The following is a 16,933-nucleotide window of genomic DNA, read 5'->3' as shown; positions in this document are numbered from 1 at the left end:
TCACCTCTTCCTCAGTTCTCAGTTCATGGAAACCAGAACGTCACCGGAGTTGACGGTGTCGCCCTTGTTGACGTTGACGGAGGCCACAGTGCCATCCTGAGGAGCAACGATCTCGTTCTCCATCTTCATGGCCTCGAGGATGACCAGCACGTCACCGGCCTTGACGGAAGCACCGGCTGCGACCTTGACATCCAGGATGTTGCCGGGCATGGGAGCCTTGACGGTGACGGCACCGGCAGCACCGGCGGGAGCAGCAGCCTTGGGAGCGGCAGCGGGAGCAGCCGGAGCCTTGGGTGCGGCGGGAGCAGCGGGAGCTGCAACGGGAGCAGCGCCTGCGGCGGTCTCCTCAACGGAAACGCTGTAAGCAACGCCATTGACGGTAATATTGTAGTACTTCATGGAAGGATCCTCCTGAACAAAATCAATGTATGGATTCGATGTACGGTTTACGTTCCGGAACCGCTTACAGAGCCATGTTGCCGTGCTTCTTGGGCAGGCGGGCGGCACGCTTGGTGCTCAGCAGCTCAAAGGCGGCAACCACGCTTGCACGGGCGTTGGCAGCGTCGCAGGTCATATCAGCGGCACCGGCGGCAACGGCGTTGGCAGCGCTGCACACCTCAGCGGTGTACTGGGCAGCCTTGGCGTTGGTGGCGGCAATGATGTTGTCGGAAGCGTCGATCTCGGCCTTGTACAGGACAGAGACGGCAGCGTTGGGCTCCAGAGCGCTGACGGTGCAGCCGTTGACGGCGATCTTCAGGTCAGCGTTGGCCAGAGCGGTGTAGACAGGGCCCACAGCCTTGCCGGACAGCAGAGCCACCTTGGCGGTGGTAGCATCGGCATAGGTGGCAGCCAGACGGGCAGCCTCACGGATGCCGCCTGCGATGTCATCGGTGGCGCTGGGTACAAAGCCGTTGGTGTTGACGATGGTCAGCACGGGCACGCTGAAAGCATCGCACAGGCGGACAAAGCGGGAAGCCTTGGCCACGCAGTTGTGGCACAGGGTCTCGCCGGTGGCCACAATACCCACAGCGTTGCCGCCGATGGTTGCGAATGCGGTGTAGACGTGCTTGCCGAAGCCTGCGTACAGCTCCACAGCGCTGTCTTTGTCGATCAGGGCAGCGGCAGCCTTCTCGGGAGCAGCACCGGCGGTCAGAACGCTGGTGGGCTGCTCGAACTCGAAGATGGCGGGGCCGGTCAGGTTGTTGGCAGGCAGCAGACCCACGATGTGGGCAGCCTTCTCGGCAGCTTCCTCAGCGTTGGCAGCCACGATGGCAGCCACACCAGCCTTGGCAGCAGCCTCGGCAGTGCCTGCGCCGGGGACCTTGTCGCCCTTGGCGGCGGAGGTGAACGGAGCGGTGAAGAACAGCTCTGCATCCTCAGCCATGACGCACACGTCAGCATTGGCAGCGCTCAGTGCGCTGGTGCCGCCGCACACGCCGGTGACGACTGCGATCTGGGGAATGACACCGGAAACCTTGGCGATGGTGGCGTTCAGCTTGGCGCTGGCGGTCAGAACGTCCAGACCCTCAGCCAGCTTAGCGCCGACAGAGTTGTAGAACGTGACCACCGGGCAGCCGGTCTGAGCAGCCATCTCCAGGACCTTGATGTTCTTCTCAACGTCCTTGACAGAGACAGCCTCGCCGTTCTGGTAAACAGCATAAGCCTGCTGACCAGCCGCATAGCCGCAGGCAGCACTCACTGCGCCGTCCGCAAACAGTGCGGTATACTCCCCGTCATCGAAAAACTTGGCGAGGATTTCTCCTTTGTTACTCTTTGAAGCCATGGTAAGACCTCCTGCTTTTCTATTTTGAGCTTTTTATTTTGAGCTTTCAAAATTAGTATCATTATACCTTATTTTGAGAGCGTTCACAAGGGCTGAAAGGCCCATTTTGCGGAAAAATTTCACAATCTTTTCCAGGATCAGACGACTTTTGCGCCGTGAAAGCCGAAAAAACGATCACTTTCTCCGTTTTGCGGGGGCATTGCCGCTGCCCACAGGGCCCTTGGGACGGCGGGCGGCAGCCTTGGACTGCAGCGATGCGCTGCGGGTCTGGGCGCGGCCCTTGGCGGCGGCGGCACGCAGACCGTTGACCTCTGCCTTGGTCAGTTCACGATAGGTGCCGGGCTTGAGCATTCCCAGCTTGACCACGCCCTCGGCGTTGCGCTTCAGGCGGACGACCTCCAGACCAACGGCCTCGCACATGCGGCGGATCTCGCGGTTCTTGCCCTCTTTCAGGGTCATCTCCATCACGGTGCGGCCGGGCTCATCGGTGACGACGTTGATGGCGCAGGGCATGGTCTTGGTGCCATCGTCCAGAACAACGCCGGAGCTCATCTTCAGGATCTGGCTCTCATCGGCCCGGGGCTGCACGGTGACACGGTACAGCTTGGAGATGCCGCCCGACGGATGGGTGACAGCCTGCGCAAAGGCACCGTCGTTGGTCATCAGCAGCAGGCCCTCGCTGTCCTTGTCCAGGCGGCCCACCGGGTACAGGCGGGCGGGGATATCGCTGACCAGTTCCATAACGGTCTTGCGGCCCAGCTCATCGCTGGCGGTGGTCACATAGCCGCGGGGCTTGTACAGGGCCAGATAGTAGAGCTGCTGGTTCTTCTGGATGTAGATGCGCTCGTCATCCACATGCAGCACATCCCGGTTGGGGTCCATCTTGTCGCCCACCTTGACGGGGTGGCCGTTGACCTTGACACGGCCCTCGGCAATGATCTGCTCGGCCGCGCGGCGGGAGCACAGGCCCTGCTCGGCCATGATCTTCTGAATACGTTCTTCTGCCATAATAAAACTCCTTGTGCGCCTCCCGGCGCTCAAAAGCGCACGCCGGAGCATGCGCTGAAAAAACTGCAAGTTGGATTCTTGCAGTTACGGCGGTGTATTGGAGGACGGCTGGCAGTTTCCTGAGCAAGTGTCCGCTGGGGTGGGACCCTGCTGCCGCAGGCAGTAGGGCGGGCGATGGAATGGCCTGCAACGACAGCGACCGCCGCCAGTGGCGGATGCAGGGAGCTGTTGTTGGGGCCGCGGCCAGCGATTTGTGAGTGCAGGCGCACGAAACAAATGCTGGGAGCCGCAACCCGTATTCACTTGCGAGGGAAAGCTGCCCGCTGGCCGTCACTGCTCGCTTTTAGGCGCAGCAGGCTCGTCCTTTTTAATGAGTGCGCTGACTTTTTCCACCAGTTCGGGGATCATGGTCAGGGCGCGGTCCACGGTGTTGTTGCCGTCAGAGAGCTGGATGGTGCGGACGCAGCCATCCTTGACCACCAGGAATGCCACGGGCTGGATATTGACACCCGCGCCGGAGCCGCCGCCGAACAGATCCTTGTTGGCGGCGTTCCTGCCGTCGAAATCGGTACCGGCAGAGGCAAAGCCGAAGCTCACCTTGGACACCGGCAGGATGGTGGTGCCGTCATCGGTGGTGATGGGCTTGCCGACGATGGTGTTGGAATCCACCATCTGACGGATCTTGTCCATCGTAACGTTCATCAGGTTCTGAATGGGATGCTCAGCCATAAAATTCGGCCTCCTTACTTCTATATCGGGGAGCGGAACGCCGCTCCCACGGAACCACTTCCCTGCCCTGAACGGGCCGGGACGCGGACGCACCATACAAAAATATTATACCCGAGCTAGATAAAAACGTCCAGTACCTTTTCGCGCCAGAACGCATACAGAACGCGCAGAAGCGTGAAAACGATGGCATAGGCCCGGGCCGTGACCCGGAAGGAGACGTGATCCTTTACGGTGGGCTCGACATTGCCGAAATCCGGCAGGAGCCGGAGCTGCTCAAAGTCCAGATAGAGGAACCGGTCCAGGAAACCCAGCGTCGGGTAGAGCCAGGCGTTCAGCCTGCCATAGCTGCGGGCAGCCTCGGCAGGGTCTTCGCCCCGGACACCGAGGACAACATCGATCCGGGTGAAGCGCAGGGAGCCGATGATGGCCCGGGTGAGCTTTCCCGCCCCTTTTAAGATGGTGCAGACGATCTGCAGGGTCAGCTTCGCCTTCTGGCGGGGCGGGGCTTCCTTTTTGGGCTTCTGTGCGCCGGACGCTTTCTTCTTTTTTTCTTTTTTCTTTTTCTCCGGCTTTTCCGGCGCGGGATACCGGAACACCGGGAAGGTGACGCCCAGTGCACCTGCCTTTACCTGAAAGATGCCCTCCGCCCACTGCACATCGGCGCAGAAGGGGCAGAACATGAGCAGCAGACCCAACACCAGCGCCACCAGCAGCAGGATGCCCACTCCTTTTAAGAGGAACAGCAGCGCCGTGCCGACGACGGAGAGAACACTCCACAGAACGTTCATTGGGCCGCCTCACTTTCCGCGCCCCGCACCGGGGGCAGATCTTCCAGACTGGACAGGCCGAAGCACCGCAGGAACACGTCCGTGGTGCGGAAAGCCACCGGTCTGCCGGGCAGATCGAGACGGCCCGCCTCTTCAATGAGCCCCTTTTCTAGCAGGCCCGACACACTGGAGGAGGAATCCACGCCGCGCACCTGCTCAATGAAGGCGCGGGAGACGGGCTGGTTGTAGGCAATGACAGTCAGGGTCTCCATGGCCGCCGGGCCCAGCGGGATGGAGCGGCGGGTGTCCAGCACACGGCGGACGCACTCCGCAAATTCCGTTTTGGTGGCCAGCTGCCAGTGGGTGTTCAGGTGGAGCAGGCACAGGCCGCTGTCCTCTTTCTGGCAGCGCTCGTGCAGCGCTTCCAGCGCAGATTCCACGCTGGCGGCGGGCAGCTGCAGCGCCTGAGCCAGCTTGTCGGCCCCGATGGGCTCCGCGTAGGCAAAGAGCATTGCCTCCACTGCGGCACGAATTTGTTTCTGATTCATTGCTCCTCCTTTGTGCGGTCGATGCGGCCCCGGCGCATCTTCAGCTCGCCCTCCGGGCCAAGCGTCACACGGCCGCCGCGCACCAGCTCCAGCAGTGCCAGAAAGGTGGCCACGTTGGCCCCCCGGGTCTGGCGGCGGGAAAACAGCTGGTCCATCTTTTTTGCACCGCCTGCAATGAGCTGGCGCAGGATGTAGACCACCCGGCTGCTCACCGAGACCTGCGGGGCCGACACCAGCGGCTCGAACTGCTGCTGGGTGGGCACTTTGCGGACGGTGGCGCGCCCCATCAGGGCCTGCCAGCAGTCTGCCAGCACCTGCGGCGAATGGAAGAGATCATAGGTGTTGTCCCATTCCAGCCGGGCCGGGGTGCGCACGAACACGGTATATTCCTCTCCCCGCTCCCGCAGACGGGCGGCCATCCGGCGGCACTGGTCATATTCAATGAGCTGGCCGGTGAGCTCCTGCTTCATCCGCTCGCCCTCTTCACTGCGGGGCAGCAGCAAATAGCTCTTCATCTCCACCAGATGGGCGGCCATCTCGATAAAGGCGCTGGAAATTTCAGGGTCGGTGCTCTCGGCCGATTCCACCGCGCGGGTGTACTGGTCGATGAGCTCCAGAATGGGGATGTTGTGCAGGTCCATCTTGTGCTTCTGCACCAGCGTGAGCAGCAGCTCCAGCGGGCCCTCAAAATCCTCCAGACGGAAGGTCAGTTCTTCTGCCACTCAAATCACCGTCCCGATGGCTGCATAGTACGCAGAATAGGCGATCTGGTCGATGTAGCCGGTGCCAAGATCCAGCAGATCCCAGACCACATCATTGAAGGTGCCCAGCACGCCATCCAGCACACCGGCCCAGACAGCCGCCAGCAGGATGACGAAGATGACGCGCTCGTACCGCATGATCTGGAAGTAGATGCGCTGGGGCAGCGCCACCAGCAGGATGCGGCTGCCGTCCAACGGCGGGATTGGAATGAGGTTGAACACCGCAAGGCCCACATCCATCATCACGAAGTATTGGAGGAAGCGGGCTGCGAAAATCGTGATCATGGTGGTAGGGGCCCAATAATACAGGATCTTCCACGCCACCATGCCGAGGTAGGCCAGCAGCAGGTTGGCCGCCGGACCTGCCAACGCGGTGAGGGCCATGCCCCACTTGGGGTTTTTGAAATTGCGGGGGTCGGTGGAAACAGGCTTTGCCCAGCCCACCCCGGCAAAGATCATGCAGAGGGTGCCCACGAGGTCAAAGTGGCGGAACGGGTTCAGGCTGATGCGGCCCTCCCGCTTTGCGGTGGGGTCGCCCAGCAGCCAGGCGGCCAGCGCGTGGCCCGCCTCATGGAACGGGATGGCGATCAGGGTCACCAGTGCCCGGATGAGATAATACATTCCTTGTGCGGTCATTCGTTTCTCCCTCAGTTGGTTTTTATCCTATTGTACTATTTTTTCGCTTTTGGGGCAAGGGTTTGGCCCTGCAAGAAAAAAGTTGCGGAAAAATCAAATTTGCTCTTGCTTTTTCTCCGCATCTCTGGTAAAATAGTCAAGCTGATTATTTTGAATTCCATACTTCACTGTAGGAGGTGCAAGTACCATGGCTAAGTGTGAATGCTGCGGCAAGGGTGTTACCTTTGGTATCAAGGTTTCCCACTCTCATCGCCGTTCCAACCGTACCTGGAAGCCGAATGTCCGTCGTGTCAAGGCGGTCGTGGAAGGCTCTCCCAAGTATATCTACGCATGCTCTCGCTGCCTGCGCGCTGGCAAGGTTACCCGCGCTGTCTAAGTAGCTGCATCTGCCGGTCACTTTGTCGAGTGGCCGGCTTTTTTGTTATCTTCTGGAGGGATCGACGATGGCTCTGCCAAATGACCCGATCATGCTGCTGAGCATGATCAACCTGAAGCTGCGGGACTTCTACCCCACTCTGGACGCGCTGTGCGAGGATCTGGATGAGGACAAGGCCGCGCTGTGTGCCAGGCTTTCCGCTGTGGGGTACGCCTATGACCCCCAGCGCAATCAATTTGTGTGACAACAGGAGGATGCTGCCATGATCCAAGGGACGTATTATAAGGAATGGAGCCGGATGCTGGGCCGCGACATGGAGTTCAAGGTCTACGGCCATGCCGGTACGCCGGTGCTGGCTCTGCCCGCGCGGGGCGGCCGCTTTTACGACTGGGAAAACAACGGGATGCCCGATGCCATTGCCCCGCTGCTGAATGAGGGCAAGGTGCAGCTGTTCTGCGCCGACAGCATCGATGCCGAGAGCCTGCTGGCCGGGGACACGGCTCCCCGCCGCCGGGCAGAGATGCAGGAAAAGTATTTCAATTACCTGACAAGCGAGCTGGCTCCCCGCATCCTGGCCCTGAACGGTGCCAAAAAGGACACTCTGCTCTGGGCGGTGGGCGTGGACACCGGTGCGTATCAGGCAGCAAACTGCCGCCTGCGCCGCCCCGAGGTGTTCGCGGGTGCCATCGGCCTTTCTGGCCTGTACGATGTGCGCCGTTTCCTGGGCAATGCATCAGATGACCTGGTCCTGCGCAATGCTCCCCTGACCTGTCTGGCAGAGGACGGCCTTGTGGACAAGAAGCTGCTGGCAAAGGCTGAGGAGAATGCCCTTCTCCTCTGTGCCGGTCAGGGCAGCTACGAGGGCGACGCGCTGGTGGACACCCAGGCCATGGCCGATGCACTGACCGACTGCGGCCTGCCCGTGCATCTGGAAGTGTGGGGCAGCGATGTCTCCCACGACTGGTACTGGTGGGGCAAAGAGCTGAATCTCTTTGCCGCCCGTGTGTTCGGCTGATGGAGGTGCAGGATGCCTGAATTCATTCTTGGTGCGCGCGGCCACGATTTTGGCCGCCATGACCCAGAGACCCTCTTTTCCTCCATCGGGCAGGCAGGCTTTGCCTGCACCCAGCTGGCCTTTACCAAGGCGGTGGAGGGCGTAAAGAGCTATGCCGATGTGACCCCTGCGCTGGTGGAGCGGGCAAGAGCGGCTGCGGCAGCATCCGGCGTGGGCATTGCCGTGGACGGCACCTATGTGGAGCTGAGTTATGCCGATGAGAACAAGCGCCGTGCCGAGGTGGCAAAGGTACTGAGCCAGATCCCTGTTGCCAGGGCGCTGGGGGCAGGCTGCATGGGCAGCGAGACCACCAACATGGCCAAGCAGCCCGGTGTGACCCGGAGAGAGGCGCAGGAAGCGCTCCTGCGCAGTCTGGGCGAGATCCTGCCCGCCTGCGAGGAGCAGGGAGTGCTCTTTGCCGTGGAGTGCGTCTACTACCACGCCATGAATACCCCCGAGGCGGTACGGATGGTGCTGGACACCATGGCAAGCCCCAACCTGCGCGTCATCTGCGATTTTGCCAACTATGTGGGCCCGGAGGCCGCGTCTGTGGATGCACAGCGCCGCATCTGGGATAAGGTGGGCAGCTGGTACGGCGACAAGATCACGGCGGTCCATTTCAAGGGCCAGAACTTCCAGCCGGATGGAACGCTCTATTCCACCAGTCTGGAGGATTCCTGCGTGGACTACGCCGGCGGCTTTGAGATGCTGCGGCAGATGCCGCAGGCTTCCCTGCCCGTGCTGCGGGAGGAAGCTGTGCCCGCCCGCGCCGCAAGCGACCTTGCCTTTATGCGCAGATTCGCCTACTGATCGTTTTGGATGCTTCAAAGGCTCTGTTCCCCGTTTGGGGCGCAGAGCCTTTTGTTTTATCTTCTTTGTTCATAAAAAATTCACAACAATACCCCCCAGCCCTACTTGCAGAAACAGGACCGCCGTGCTATAATGCAGCTATGGAGCAAGATACCCCCAAGGGGTAATGAAAGGAGAATAGACATGAGCGATGTGAACAAGATCCCGGAGGGCAGCTGCCCCCACTGCTCCCCCGCCCCGGCAGAAGCACCCTGCTGTGCCCCGGCTGAGGGAAGCACCGGCTGCGGCTGCCGCCACAAGCAGCGCACCGAGGAGGAGTACAAGCACCTCATCACCCGGCTGAACCGCATCGAGGGCCAGATCCGGGGCATCCGGAGCATGGTGGAAAAGGACGTGTACTGCACGGATATTCTGGTGCAGGCCGCCGCCGCCAGAAGCGCCCTGAACGGCTTTACCCGGGAGCTGATCGACCAGCACCTGAGCACCTGCGTAGCTGAGGACCTGAAAAACGGCGGTGAGGAGAAGCTGCAGGAGTTTTTGTGGATCCTGAACAAGCTCGTTTGATCCCATTCACGCAGCGTTTTTTATCGGAGGGAAACAATGGAACAGTATACTGTTACGGGCATGAGCTGCGCGGCCTGCTCTGCCCGGGTGGAAAAGGCCGTAAAAGCTGTGCCCGGCGTGACCAGCTGCTCGGTGAGCCTGCTGACCAACTCCATGGGAGTGGAGGGCACCGCCAGCGCCTCGGCCATCGTCAAGGCAGTGCAGGAGGCGGGCTACGGCGCAAGCCCCAAGGCTGCTGCCGCCGAGACCCCCAGCGCCGAGCTGGATGCCCTGGCCGACCACGAAACACCCAGACTGAAGAAACGGCTCATCGCATCACTGGTCTTTCTGGCGGTGCTGATGTATTTCTCGATGGGCCACATGATGTGGGGCTGGCCGCTCCCCCACTGGTTCGACGGCAACCACGTTGCCATGGGTCTGGTCCAGCTGCTGCTGGCGGGCATCGTGATGGTCATCAACCAGAAGTTCTTCATCAGCGGCTTCAAGGGCCTGCTCCACCGTGCCCCCAACATGGACACACTGGTGGCGCTGGGTTCCTCGGCCAGCTTTCTCTGGAGCACCTACGCCCTGTTCGCCATGACCCGCGCTCAGGTAGACGGCAACGACGCGCTCGTCATGCACTACATGATGGAGCTCTACTTTGAATCTGCCGCCATGATCCTGACCCTGATCACCGTGGGCAAGATGCTGGAGGCCCGCTCCAAGGGCAAGACCACCGACGCGCTCAAGAGCCTGATGAAGCTGGCCCCCCAGACCGCCACCCTGCTGCGGGAGGGGGCCGAAGTGACTGTGCCCATTGCACAGGTGAAAAAAGGCGACCTCTTTGTGGTGCGCCCCGGTGAGAACATCCCGGTGGATGGCCTTGTGCTGGAAGGTTCCAGCGCCGTGAATGAGAGCGCCCTGACCGGCGAGAGCATCCCGGTGGACAAGGCTGCGGGAGACAAGGTCAGCGCCGCCACCACCAACCAGTCCGGTTTCCTGAAGTGCGAAGCCACCCGTGTGGGCGAGGATACCACGCTGGCCCAGATCATCCGGATGGTCAGCGATGCCGCCGCCACCAAGGCCCCCATTGCCAAGATCGCCGATACCGTTTCCGGCTTTTTTGTGCCTGCGGTCATCTCTATTTCGGTGCTGACCACCCTTGTCTGGCTGCTGCTGGGCCGGGAATTCGGCTATGCGCTGGCCCGGGGCATCTCGGTGCTGGTCATCAGCTGCCCCTGTGCGCTGGGTCTGGCAACGCCTGTGGCCATCATGGTGGGCAACGGTCTGGGGGCCAGAAACGGCATCCTGTTCAAAACTGCCGCCTCGCTGGAAGCCGCAGGCCGCACCCAGATCGTGGCGCTGGACAAGACCGGCACCATCACCAGCGGCGAGCCCCGGGTCACTGACATCCTGCCCGCGGAGGGCGTTTCCGAGAGTGAGCTGCTGACGCTGGCGGCCTCGCTGGAGCAGAAGAGTGAGCACCCGCTGGCCAAGGCAGTGCTGGCCTATGCCGAGACCGAGACCATCGCCTGCCCCGATGTGACCGATTTTGCCGCCCTGCCCGGCAATGGCCTTTCCGCACGGCTGGACGGCATGGAGATCTACGGCGGCAATGCGGAGTTCATCGCCACCAAGGCATCCGTACCCGCCGAACTCCAGGCCGAAGCCGCCCGGCTGGCCGCTGAGGGCAAAACGCCCCTCTTCTTTGGCGGTGCAGGCCGCCTGATGGGCGTGATCGCTGTGGCGGACACCCTCAAGGAGGACAGCCCCCGTGCCATCCGGGAGCTGCAGAACATGGGCATCCGGGTGGTTATGCTGACCGGCGACAACCAGCGCACCGCCGATGCCATTGGCCGACAGGCGGGCGTGGACGAGGTCATTGCAGGCGTTCTGCCCGACGGCAAGGAGGCCGTGATCCGCAGGCTGCAGAAGAGCGGCAAGGTGGCCATGGTGGGCGACGGCATCAACGATGCCCCCGCCCTGACCCGCGCGGACACCGGCATCGCCATCGGTGCCGGCACTGATGTTGCCATTGACGCAGCCGATGTGGTCCTGATGAACTCCCAGCTCTCCGATGTACCCGCCGCCATCCGGCTGAGCCGCGCCACCCTGCGCAACATCCACGAAAACCTGTTCTGGGCGTTCATCTACAACATCATCGGCATCCCGCTGGCCGCCGGTGTGTTCATCCCCTTCGGCCTGACCCTGAACCCCATGTTCGGGGCTGCGGCCATGAGCCTTTCCAGCTTCTGTGTCGTGAGCAATGCCCTGCGGCTGAACCTGTTCGACCTGCACAGCACCAAACACGACCGCAAACCCAAGTCTGCCGCCCTGCCCGCTGCCCCCGTGCAGCCTGCAGCGGCTGAAAATACTGCCGAACCCGTTTCGGCTCCCGTTGTCAAGGAGGACAATGCCATGAAAAAGACCCTGCATGTTGAAGGTATGATGTGCGGCCACTGCGAAGCCCGCGTGAAAAAGGCGCTGGAAGCCCTGCCCGCCGTGGACGAGGCCGTGGTCAGCCACGAGGCCGGTACCGCCATCGTCACCCTGAACGCCGAAGTTTCCGACGCAGACCTGAAGAAGGCTGTTGAGGATCAGGATTACAAGGTGACCGGCATCGAATAACGGATGCGCAAAAAGCAGCGCCCTGTTTCCCATTGCGGGAGACAGGGCGCTGCTGCTTTTTCTGGATTCTTTGGAGATTGGGCTCACACCCAGCTGAGGATGCTTTTGTGTTCAGACTCGTACTGCTTCAGCGCAATGGCCTGCTGGTAAGCATCCAGCACCTGCTGGGCGAAATGCTCTGCCGAGTAGCGGGCGGCGGTGGCCAGAGCGTTCTGGTGCAGCTGCCCGCGCAGAGCGGGGTCTGAGATGATGGTGTTCAGTGCCGATGCAAACTCAGCTTCGTCCTTCCACTGCCAGCCGTTGAAGCCGTTTTCCACCACGCCATCCAGGCAGGGGTCCGCACGGCAGAGCACCGGCAGACCGCAGGCCATGCCCTCGAAGTAGGTCAGGCCCTGGGTCTCGCTCTGGGAGGCGCTGACGAAGATATCGCCCACGCGGTACCACCGGGGTACCTCATCGGGCTTGACCATGCCCACAAAGCGGACACGGTCGGTCAACTTCAGCTCCTTTGTCAGTGCTTCCAGGTCAGGCCGGGCGGGGCCGTCGCCCACGAACACCAGCCACGGGCGGCTCTGCTCCGGCTGTGCGGCCAGCAGACGCACCAGTTGGGCGTGGTTCTTCTCGGCAGCCAGACGGCCCAGTGAGAGCAGGACGGTATCCCCTTCCGGGATGCCCAGCTCTGCCCGCATCCGGGCCTTTTCCTCGCCGTTGTCCTGCGCCGGGCCAAAGGCGGTCAGGTCAATGCCGGTGGGCACTGTGACCACCGGGCAGCTGACCCCGTAGCGGTTGAGCATGGCGCGCACCTTTTCGGTGGGGGCCAGCATGAGGGAGCAATAGCCCGAGAGGATGCGGGTGGCCTTTTCGGCGGTCATCCGGCCCAGACGCTCACTGAAGAAAAGGTACTGGGTATAATCCTCGTAGACAGTATGGTAGGTATGTACCACCGGGCAGTGGCACCGGCGGGCCACCCGCTGTGCCAGCATAAAGGTAGAAAACTCGCTTTGCGTATGGATGACCTCCGGGCCCCAGGCTTCCAGCTCGTCCAGCCAGTGGGAGATGGGCAGAGCGCCCGCCGCACTGATCCGCACGCCCGGGTAGACCCGCTCCGCGCTGATGCTGCCCACATACAGGATGCCGTTTTCCTCATGGGAATGGCCATTCTGGGCAAGGGTCACCACCCGCACGTCATGGCCCAGTGCCAGCAGCTGGTGGTACAGCAGCTCCACCGAGCGCACCACACCGTTGACCATTGGGGACCATGTATCTGATGCAAGAAGAATTTTCATTGGAACACCTCAGATTACCGCATAGAATAGGGGTTATGTTCTCTGTTCTATCCTTAATACGTTTCAGAGCCGCAGAATCTTGCAGATCCGCCCTGATTATTCAAAATTTTTCCGGTTTCACCACCGAGACCGTCTCCACGCCGTAGGCTGTGAAAAGCTCCAGCGCCGCCGGGCCGATCACCTCGCCGCTGACCACGATGGGAATGGCAGGTGGGCAGGACACAGTGGGCAGAGCGCAGACCCTGCCCAGCGCAGACCCTGCCGGGATGGTCTCCTGCGGGGCAAACCCGGCCTGCCGCACGGTCAGGCGGGGCTCCGCCTGCCGGGCCAGCGCACAAAACGCCTCCCGGTGCTCGGCAGGGGGTTCTGCCGGGGGGATGCCCCGCGCACAGAGTTCTGCCAGAGCCGCCTCTAGCCGGGCCATGTCCTCCGCCGGGTTTTCCGGGGTGAACATCAGCACAAGGTAGCGGGGGTCGGCATATTCACACTCCATCCTGTTTTGCCGCAGATGGTCGGCCAGTGCCTGCCCGGTCAGGCCCAGCGCCGCCGCGTCCAGCGTCAGCTTCATGGGTTCCCGGGCGGAACCGTCCAGTGCCAGCGGCAGAGCCGCGCCCTGCCCGGCAGTCAGCGCGTTCAGGCGGGCACGCAGAGCAGCCAGCCGGTCACAGCACTCCTGCAGGCGTGCCGGGTAATCGGCGGAAAGCAGCCGGTTGCAGGCATCGAGAGACTGCAGGATCAGATAAGACGGGCTGGTGGAGCCGAACAGCGCCAGTGCGTTGCGCACGGTACTTTCCTCCTGTACGGGGGCCTTGGGGCCCAGATGCAGGTAGGCTCCCCCGGTGAGCACCGGCAGGGTCTTGTGGCCGGAGTCACAGCAGGCCGCCGCGCCCAGGTCGATGGGGTGGCGGCCCCCGCCGGGCAGAAAGCGCAGGTAGGCCCCGTGGGCGTTATCCACCAGCAGGGGCACGCCATGAGCATCGCAGACGGCAGAGAGGGCCGCGATGTCCTGCATTCCTCCCAGGTAATCCGGGCTGGTCAGGTAAACGCCAAAGGGTGCTCTCCCCTGCCCTGCCAGCTCCTCAAGGGCGGCAGAAAGGGCCTGCACCGTTACCGGGCAGCTGCACAGTGCGCCGGTATCCTCCGGCGCGGGCCAGAGCCACCGGATGTCGAAGTCCAGCAGAGCCGCTGCATAGAGCAGGGCTTTGTGGGCATTGCGGGCCGCCAGCAGCACCGGGCGCTTGCCGGTGCGGGGCGCACCCTGCATAGCAAGGCAGAGCATGGCCCGGATGCACTGGGAAGAACCCTCGGTGCTGTAATAGGTGTGGGCCGTGCCGAACAGCCGGGTGGCGTTGGCCTCGCTCCGGGCGATGATGCCCTCGGCCTCGTAGAGCTCATCGGCCCCCCGGATCTCGGTGATATCCCACGGCTCACAGCCCAGCAGGCTTTGCCCCTTATGCCCCGGCATGTGGAGCCGGGCGGTGCCGGACTGGGCGTACTGCCGCACAAAATCGACGATGGGGGTGGTCATTTATTCGCAGGCCTCGCCGTCGGCGCAGGCATTGCAGGTGGAGCCCAGCTGGATGGGCACTTCGATGCCCTGCGCGGCCAGCTCCTGATTCTGTGCCACCTGGATCATAATGGCGCACTCCATCCGCTTGCGGAACAGCTCACAGCCGTACTCGTACACGCCGGTGATGCTGCCGGTTGCGTGGTAGGAGTTGGCTGCACAGCCGCCGGAGCAGTAGAGCTTTGCCCAGCAGTCCTGGCACTCCTTGCGGGCGTAGGCGTTGCAGTGCTTGAACTCGTCCCGGACTGCCGTGTTGGTGACACCCTTCCAGATATCGCCCATCAGGTACTTGGGATCGCCCACGAACTGATGGCAGGGATACAGATCGCCCCAGGGGGTCACAGCCATGTACTCGGTGCCGGAGCCGCAGCCCGAAATGCGCTTATAGATGCAGGGGCCGCCGGTCAGGTCGATCATGTAGTGGTAGAAGGTGAAGCCGCGGCCCTCACGGTTCCGCTTGATCATCTCCTTGGCCAGGATCTCATACTGCTCCTTCAGGATGGGCAGATCTGCCTCGGTCAGAGCGCTGGGGTCACTGGGGTCGCAGACCACGGGCTCCATGCTCAGCTCGGTAAAGCCCAGATCTGCCATGTGGAAGATATCGTTGGTGAAGTCGGTGTTGTAGTGGGTAAAGGTGCCGCGCATGTAGTAGCCCTTATCGCCGCGCTTCTTCACGAACTCCTGGAACTTGGGCACGATGGTATCATAGCTGCCATGGCCGGCGTAGTCCTTGCGGAAGCGGTCGTGGACTTCCTTGCGGCCGTCCAGGCTCAGGACCACGTTGTGGCACTCCTTGTTGCAGAAGTCGATGACATCATCGTCAATGAGCATGCCGTTGGTGGTCATGGTGAAGCGGAAGTTCTTATTGTGGATCTTCTCCTGCTCACGGCAGTAGGCCACCAGCTTCTTGACCATATCAAAGTTCATCAGAGGCTCGCCGCCGAAGAAGTCCACCTCGAGGTTGCGGCGGCTGCCGGAATTCTCGATGAGGAAATCCATTGCCCGCTTGCCCACCTCAAAGCTCATCAGGGCACGCTCGCCCTGATAGCGGCCCTGCGAGGCGAAGCAGTAGGAGCAGTTCAGGTTGCAGGTGTGAGCCACATGCAGGCAGAGGGCCTTGACCACGGTGTTGCGGTTCTTGAAATCGAACGCAAGGTTCTCATAGGTATCGGGGCTCCACAGCTTGCCGGATTCCTTCAGGCTTGCCACATCATCGATGCACTGGCGCAGGTCGGCCTCGGTCACGTCCTCACGGTCGCCGTACTTTGCCATCATGGCGGCAACGATCTCGTCGGCGGTGTGGTCGGGGTACATGGCAATGACATCATACGCCACCTCATCCACCACATGCACCGAGCCGCTGCAGGTATCCAGCACGATGTTATAGCCGTTCAATTGATACTGATGTACCATTTTATTCTCCATTCCATTGTTACATAAAAAAATGCCGCCCGGCAAAGGCGGCATCCGATTTGCAGAAATTACTTGTTGCTGTTCTCGCACTTCTGGTTAGCCACGCCGCAGGAAGTCTTGCAGGCAGACTGGCAGGAAGTCTGGCACTCGCCGCAGCCACCGGTCACAACGCTCTTGGTCAGGTCACGAGTAGCGATCGTCTTAATACGTTCCATAATGAAAAACCTCTCTAGCTCCAAATAGTTGATACGCAGAACCACCTGCGCATTGTTATCTTGATATAGGATAGCACGGTTCAGGGATTCTGTCAAGATTTTTGTCGCATCTTCTGCGGGCAGTATTTTGTAAGCTGTACAAAGACGAAGCCTTACCCCACCGGCTGATACTTTTCCAATATTGTATGCAGCCCCAGCTCCCGGGCCTTGCCCAATAAGTACCGGTAGCGGGCCAGAAGGGCCTGCCGCTCATAGATGTGCTGTTCGATGAGGTCGGTGTCCACCTCAAGGTCGAACATCATCTCGTTCCGGTGCAGGCAGAACAGGCACTCTTTCAGCTCCTCCTCCAGCTCCGGGTGGTAGCGCTCGTGTTCGGTGTCCCGCGGGATGCGGGGCGAAAGCAGGGTCTTTTCCTTTTGCGTGGTCTGGGTCATAGCAGTTCCTCCTCTTTGTGCGTCTTTGCTTCTTCTGATTTCCAGTATATGCAAAGAGCATGAGAAGGATGACGGAATCAAGCAGCCCGCAAGAACTCCTGCGAAAGTGCGTCTTTTTTTCGATTTCTGCAAAAAATTTCAAAAAAGCGCTTGACAAAGCGGCGCTTTTTCCGTATAATAGCACACGTTGAGCGGCTCACCCCGCAAGACAGACCCAAACTGATGGGGATTTGCATAGTGGTAGTGCGGTAGACTCTGACTCTACTTGTGGGAGTTCGATTCTCTCATCCCCAACCAAAAGACATCCGAACATTTCGGATGTCTTTTTTTGTTCTGTTTTGTTTATAGAGATAGCAAAAGAGCGATGCAGCAAAC

Annotated in this window: 20 protein-coding genes and 1 tRNA gene; 8 read left to right on the top strand and 13 right to left on the bottom strand. The window is 61.2% G+C overall.

From position 1 onward, the window contains the following. Positions 1 to 18: 18 nt before the first annotated feature. The 3 genes from ACKXGA_RS01295 to ACKXGA_RS01285 all read right to left on the bottom strand — a co-directional run bounded on the left by ACKXGA_RS01295 (position 19) and on the right by ACKXGA_RS01285 (position 2,791). Positions 19 to 399, bottom strand: a complete 381-nt coding sequence (locus tag ACKXGA_RS01295; protein ID WP_005932671.1) for a biotin/lipoyl-containing protein — start codon at positions 397 to 399, stop codon at positions 19 to 21. A 64-nt stretch (positions 400 to 463) separates the two neighbouring features. Then, complete coding sequence (locus ACKXGA_RS01290) at positions 464 to 1,783, bottom strand: carboxyl transferase domain-containing protein (RefSeq protein WP_423729902.1); 1,320 nt, start codon at positions 1,781 to 1,783, stop codon at positions 464 to 466. Positions 1,784 to 1,957: 174 nt separating this feature from the next. After that, positions 1,958 to 2,791, bottom strand: a complete 834-nt coding sequence (locus tag ACKXGA_RS01285) for a pseudouridine synthase (RefSeq protein WP_097770775.1) — start codon at positions 2,789 to 2,791, stop codon at positions 1,958 to 1,960. Between the two features lie 92 nt (positions 2,792 to 2,883). On the opposite strand from ACKXGA_RS01285, the gene ACKXGA_RS01280 reads away from it, so the two are divergent. Next, positions 2,884 to 3,048, top strand: coding sequence for a hypothetical protein (locus ACKXGA_RS01280; RefSeq protein ID WP_423729901.1), 165 nt, complete (start codon positions 2,884 to 2,886; stop codon positions 3,046 to 3,048). A 73-nt stretch (positions 3,049 to 3,121) separates the two neighbouring features. On the opposite strand, the gene ytfJ is transcribed toward ACKXGA_RS01280, so the two are convergent. From ytfJ to ACKXGA_RS01255, 5 genes are all read right to left on the bottom strand, one after another. Then, positions 3,122 to 3,520 (bottom strand): GerW family sporulation protein, encoded by a 399-nt coding sequence (gene ytfJ, locus ACKXGA_RS01275; RefSeq protein WP_423729900.1) that lies wholly within the window; start codon positions 3,518 to 3,520, stop codon positions 3,122 to 3,124. Between the two features lie 116 nt (positions 3,521 to 3,636). Beyond that, on the bottom strand, positions 3,637 to 4,308 hold the full coding sequence (locus ACKXGA_RS01270) for a DUF2953 domain-containing protein (protein ID WP_423729899.1): 672 nt from the start codon (positions 4,306 to 4,308) through the stop codon (positions 3,637 to 3,639). Next, positions 4,305 to 4,835, bottom strand: a complete 531-nt coding sequence (gene scpB, locus ACKXGA_RS01265) for an SMC-Scp complex subunit ScpB (protein ID WP_423729898.1) — start codon at positions 4,833 to 4,835, stop codon at positions 4,305 to 4,307. Before scpB ends, ACKXGA_RS01270 begins: the two co-directional genes overlap by 4 nt. Beyond that, complete coding sequence (locus ACKXGA_RS01260; protein WP_423729897.1) at positions 4,832 to 5,557, bottom strand: segregation and condensation protein A; 726 nt, start codon at positions 5,555 to 5,557, stop codon at positions 4,832 to 4,834. Before ACKXGA_RS01260 ends, scpB begins: the two co-directional genes overlap by 4 nt. Then, complete coding sequence (locus ACKXGA_RS01255) at positions 5,558 to 6,232, bottom strand: site-2 protease family protein (protein WP_423729896.1); 675 nt, start codon at positions 6,230 to 6,232, stop codon at positions 5,558 to 5,560. Between the two features lie 187 nt (positions 6,233 to 6,419). On the opposite strand from ACKXGA_RS01255, the gene rpmB reads away from it, so the two are divergent. The 6 genes from rpmB (at position 6,420) to ACKXGA_RS01225 (ending at position 11,643) form a co-directional block, all read left to right on the top strand. Next, positions 6,420 to 6,608 carry a 50S ribosomal protein L28 gene (rpmB, locus tag ACKXGA_RS01250; protein WP_005932647.1) on the top strand — a complete coding sequence of 63 codons (189 nt, stop codon included), beginning with the start codon at positions 6,420 to 6,422 and terminating at the stop codon, positions 6,606 to 6,608. A gap of 67 nt (positions 6,609 to 6,675) precedes the next feature. After that, positions 6,676 to 6,852, top strand: a complete 177-nt coding sequence (locus tag ACKXGA_RS01245; protein ID WP_005932644.1) for a DUF4250 domain-containing protein — start codon at positions 6,676 to 6,678, stop codon at positions 6,850 to 6,852. Positions 6,853 to 6,870: 18 nt separating this feature from the next. Then, on the top strand, positions 6,871 to 7,623 hold the full coding sequence (locus tag ACKXGA_RS01240; protein WP_423729895.1) for an esterase family protein: 753 nt from the start codon (positions 6,871 to 6,873) through the stop codon (positions 7,621 to 7,623). Positions 7,624 to 7,635: 12 nt separating this feature from the next. Then, positions 7,636 to 8,472, top strand: coding sequence for a sugar phosphate isomerase/epimerase family protein (locus ACKXGA_RS01235; protein WP_423729894.1), 837 nt, complete (start codon positions 7,636 to 7,638; stop codon positions 8,470 to 8,472). 183 nt (positions 8,473 to 8,655) lie between these two features. Beyond that, positions 8,656 to 9,036: a metal-sensing transcriptional repressor gene (locus ACKXGA_RS01230; protein WP_097770768.1), complete on the top strand. Its 381-nt coding sequence runs from the start codon at positions 8,656 to 8,658 to the stop codon at positions 9,034 to 9,036. 36 nt (positions 9,037 to 9,072) lie between these two features. After that, positions 9,073 to 11,643 (top strand): heavy metal translocating P-type ATPase, encoded by a 2,571-nt coding sequence (locus ACKXGA_RS01225; protein WP_423729893.1) that lies wholly within the window; start codon positions 9,073 to 9,075, stop codon positions 11,641 to 11,643. Positions 11,644 to 11,726: 83 nt separating this feature from the next. On the opposite strand, the gene ACKXGA_RS01220 is transcribed toward ACKXGA_RS01225, so the two are convergent. The 5 genes from ACKXGA_RS01220 to ACKXGA_RS01200 all read right to left on the bottom strand — a co-directional run bounded on the left by ACKXGA_RS01220 (position 11,727) and on the right by ACKXGA_RS01200 (position 16,558). Next, positions 11,727 to 12,929: a glycosyltransferase family 4 protein gene (locus ACKXGA_RS01220; RefSeq protein ID WP_423729892.1), complete on the bottom strand. Its 1,203-nt coding sequence runs from the start codon at positions 12,927 to 12,929 to the stop codon at positions 11,727 to 11,729. Between the two features lie 100 nt (positions 12,930 to 13,029). Beyond that, positions 13,030 to 14,457, bottom strand: a complete 1,428-nt coding sequence (locus tag ACKXGA_RS01215; RefSeq protein ID WP_423729891.1) for an amino acid decarboxylase — start codon at positions 14,455 to 14,457, stop codon at positions 13,030 to 13,032. Continuing rightward, complete coding sequence (gene scfB / locus ACKXGA_RS01210; RefSeq protein WP_181966812.1) at positions 14,458 to 15,909, bottom strand: thioether cross-link-forming SCIFF peptide maturase; 1,452 nt, start codon at positions 15,907 to 15,909, stop codon at positions 14,458 to 14,460. A gap of 68 nt (positions 15,910 to 15,977) precedes the next feature. Beyond that, positions 15,978 to 16,124: a six-cysteine ranthipeptide SCIFF gene (scfA, locus tag ACKXGA_RS01205; RefSeq protein ID WP_015563834.1), complete on the bottom strand. Its 147-nt coding sequence runs from the start codon at positions 16,122 to 16,124 to the stop codon at positions 15,978 to 15,980. Positions 16,125 to 16,276: 152 nt separating this feature from the next. Beyond that, positions 16,277 to 16,558 (bottom strand): DUF2508 family protein, encoded by a 282-nt coding sequence (locus tag ACKXGA_RS01200; protein ID WP_005932624.1) that lies wholly within the window; start codon positions 16,556 to 16,558, stop codon positions 16,277 to 16,279. 223 nt (positions 16,559 to 16,781) lie between these two features. Here ACKXGA_RS01200 and ACKXGA_RS01195 point away from each other — a divergent pair. Further along, positions 16,782 to 16,855, top strand: a tRNA-Gln gene (locus ACKXGA_RS01195). Positions 16,856 to 16,933: the final 78 nt, after the last annotated feature.

The sequence above is a fragment of the Faecalibacterium hominis (ex Afrizal et al. 2022) genome, assembly GCF_049545105.1.
Classification (GTDB): Bacteria; Bacillota; Clostridia; order Oscillospirales; family Ruminococcaceae; genus Faecalibacterium; species Faecalibacterium duncaniae.
This window is presented reverse-complemented; position numbering and strand designations above follow the sequence as displayed.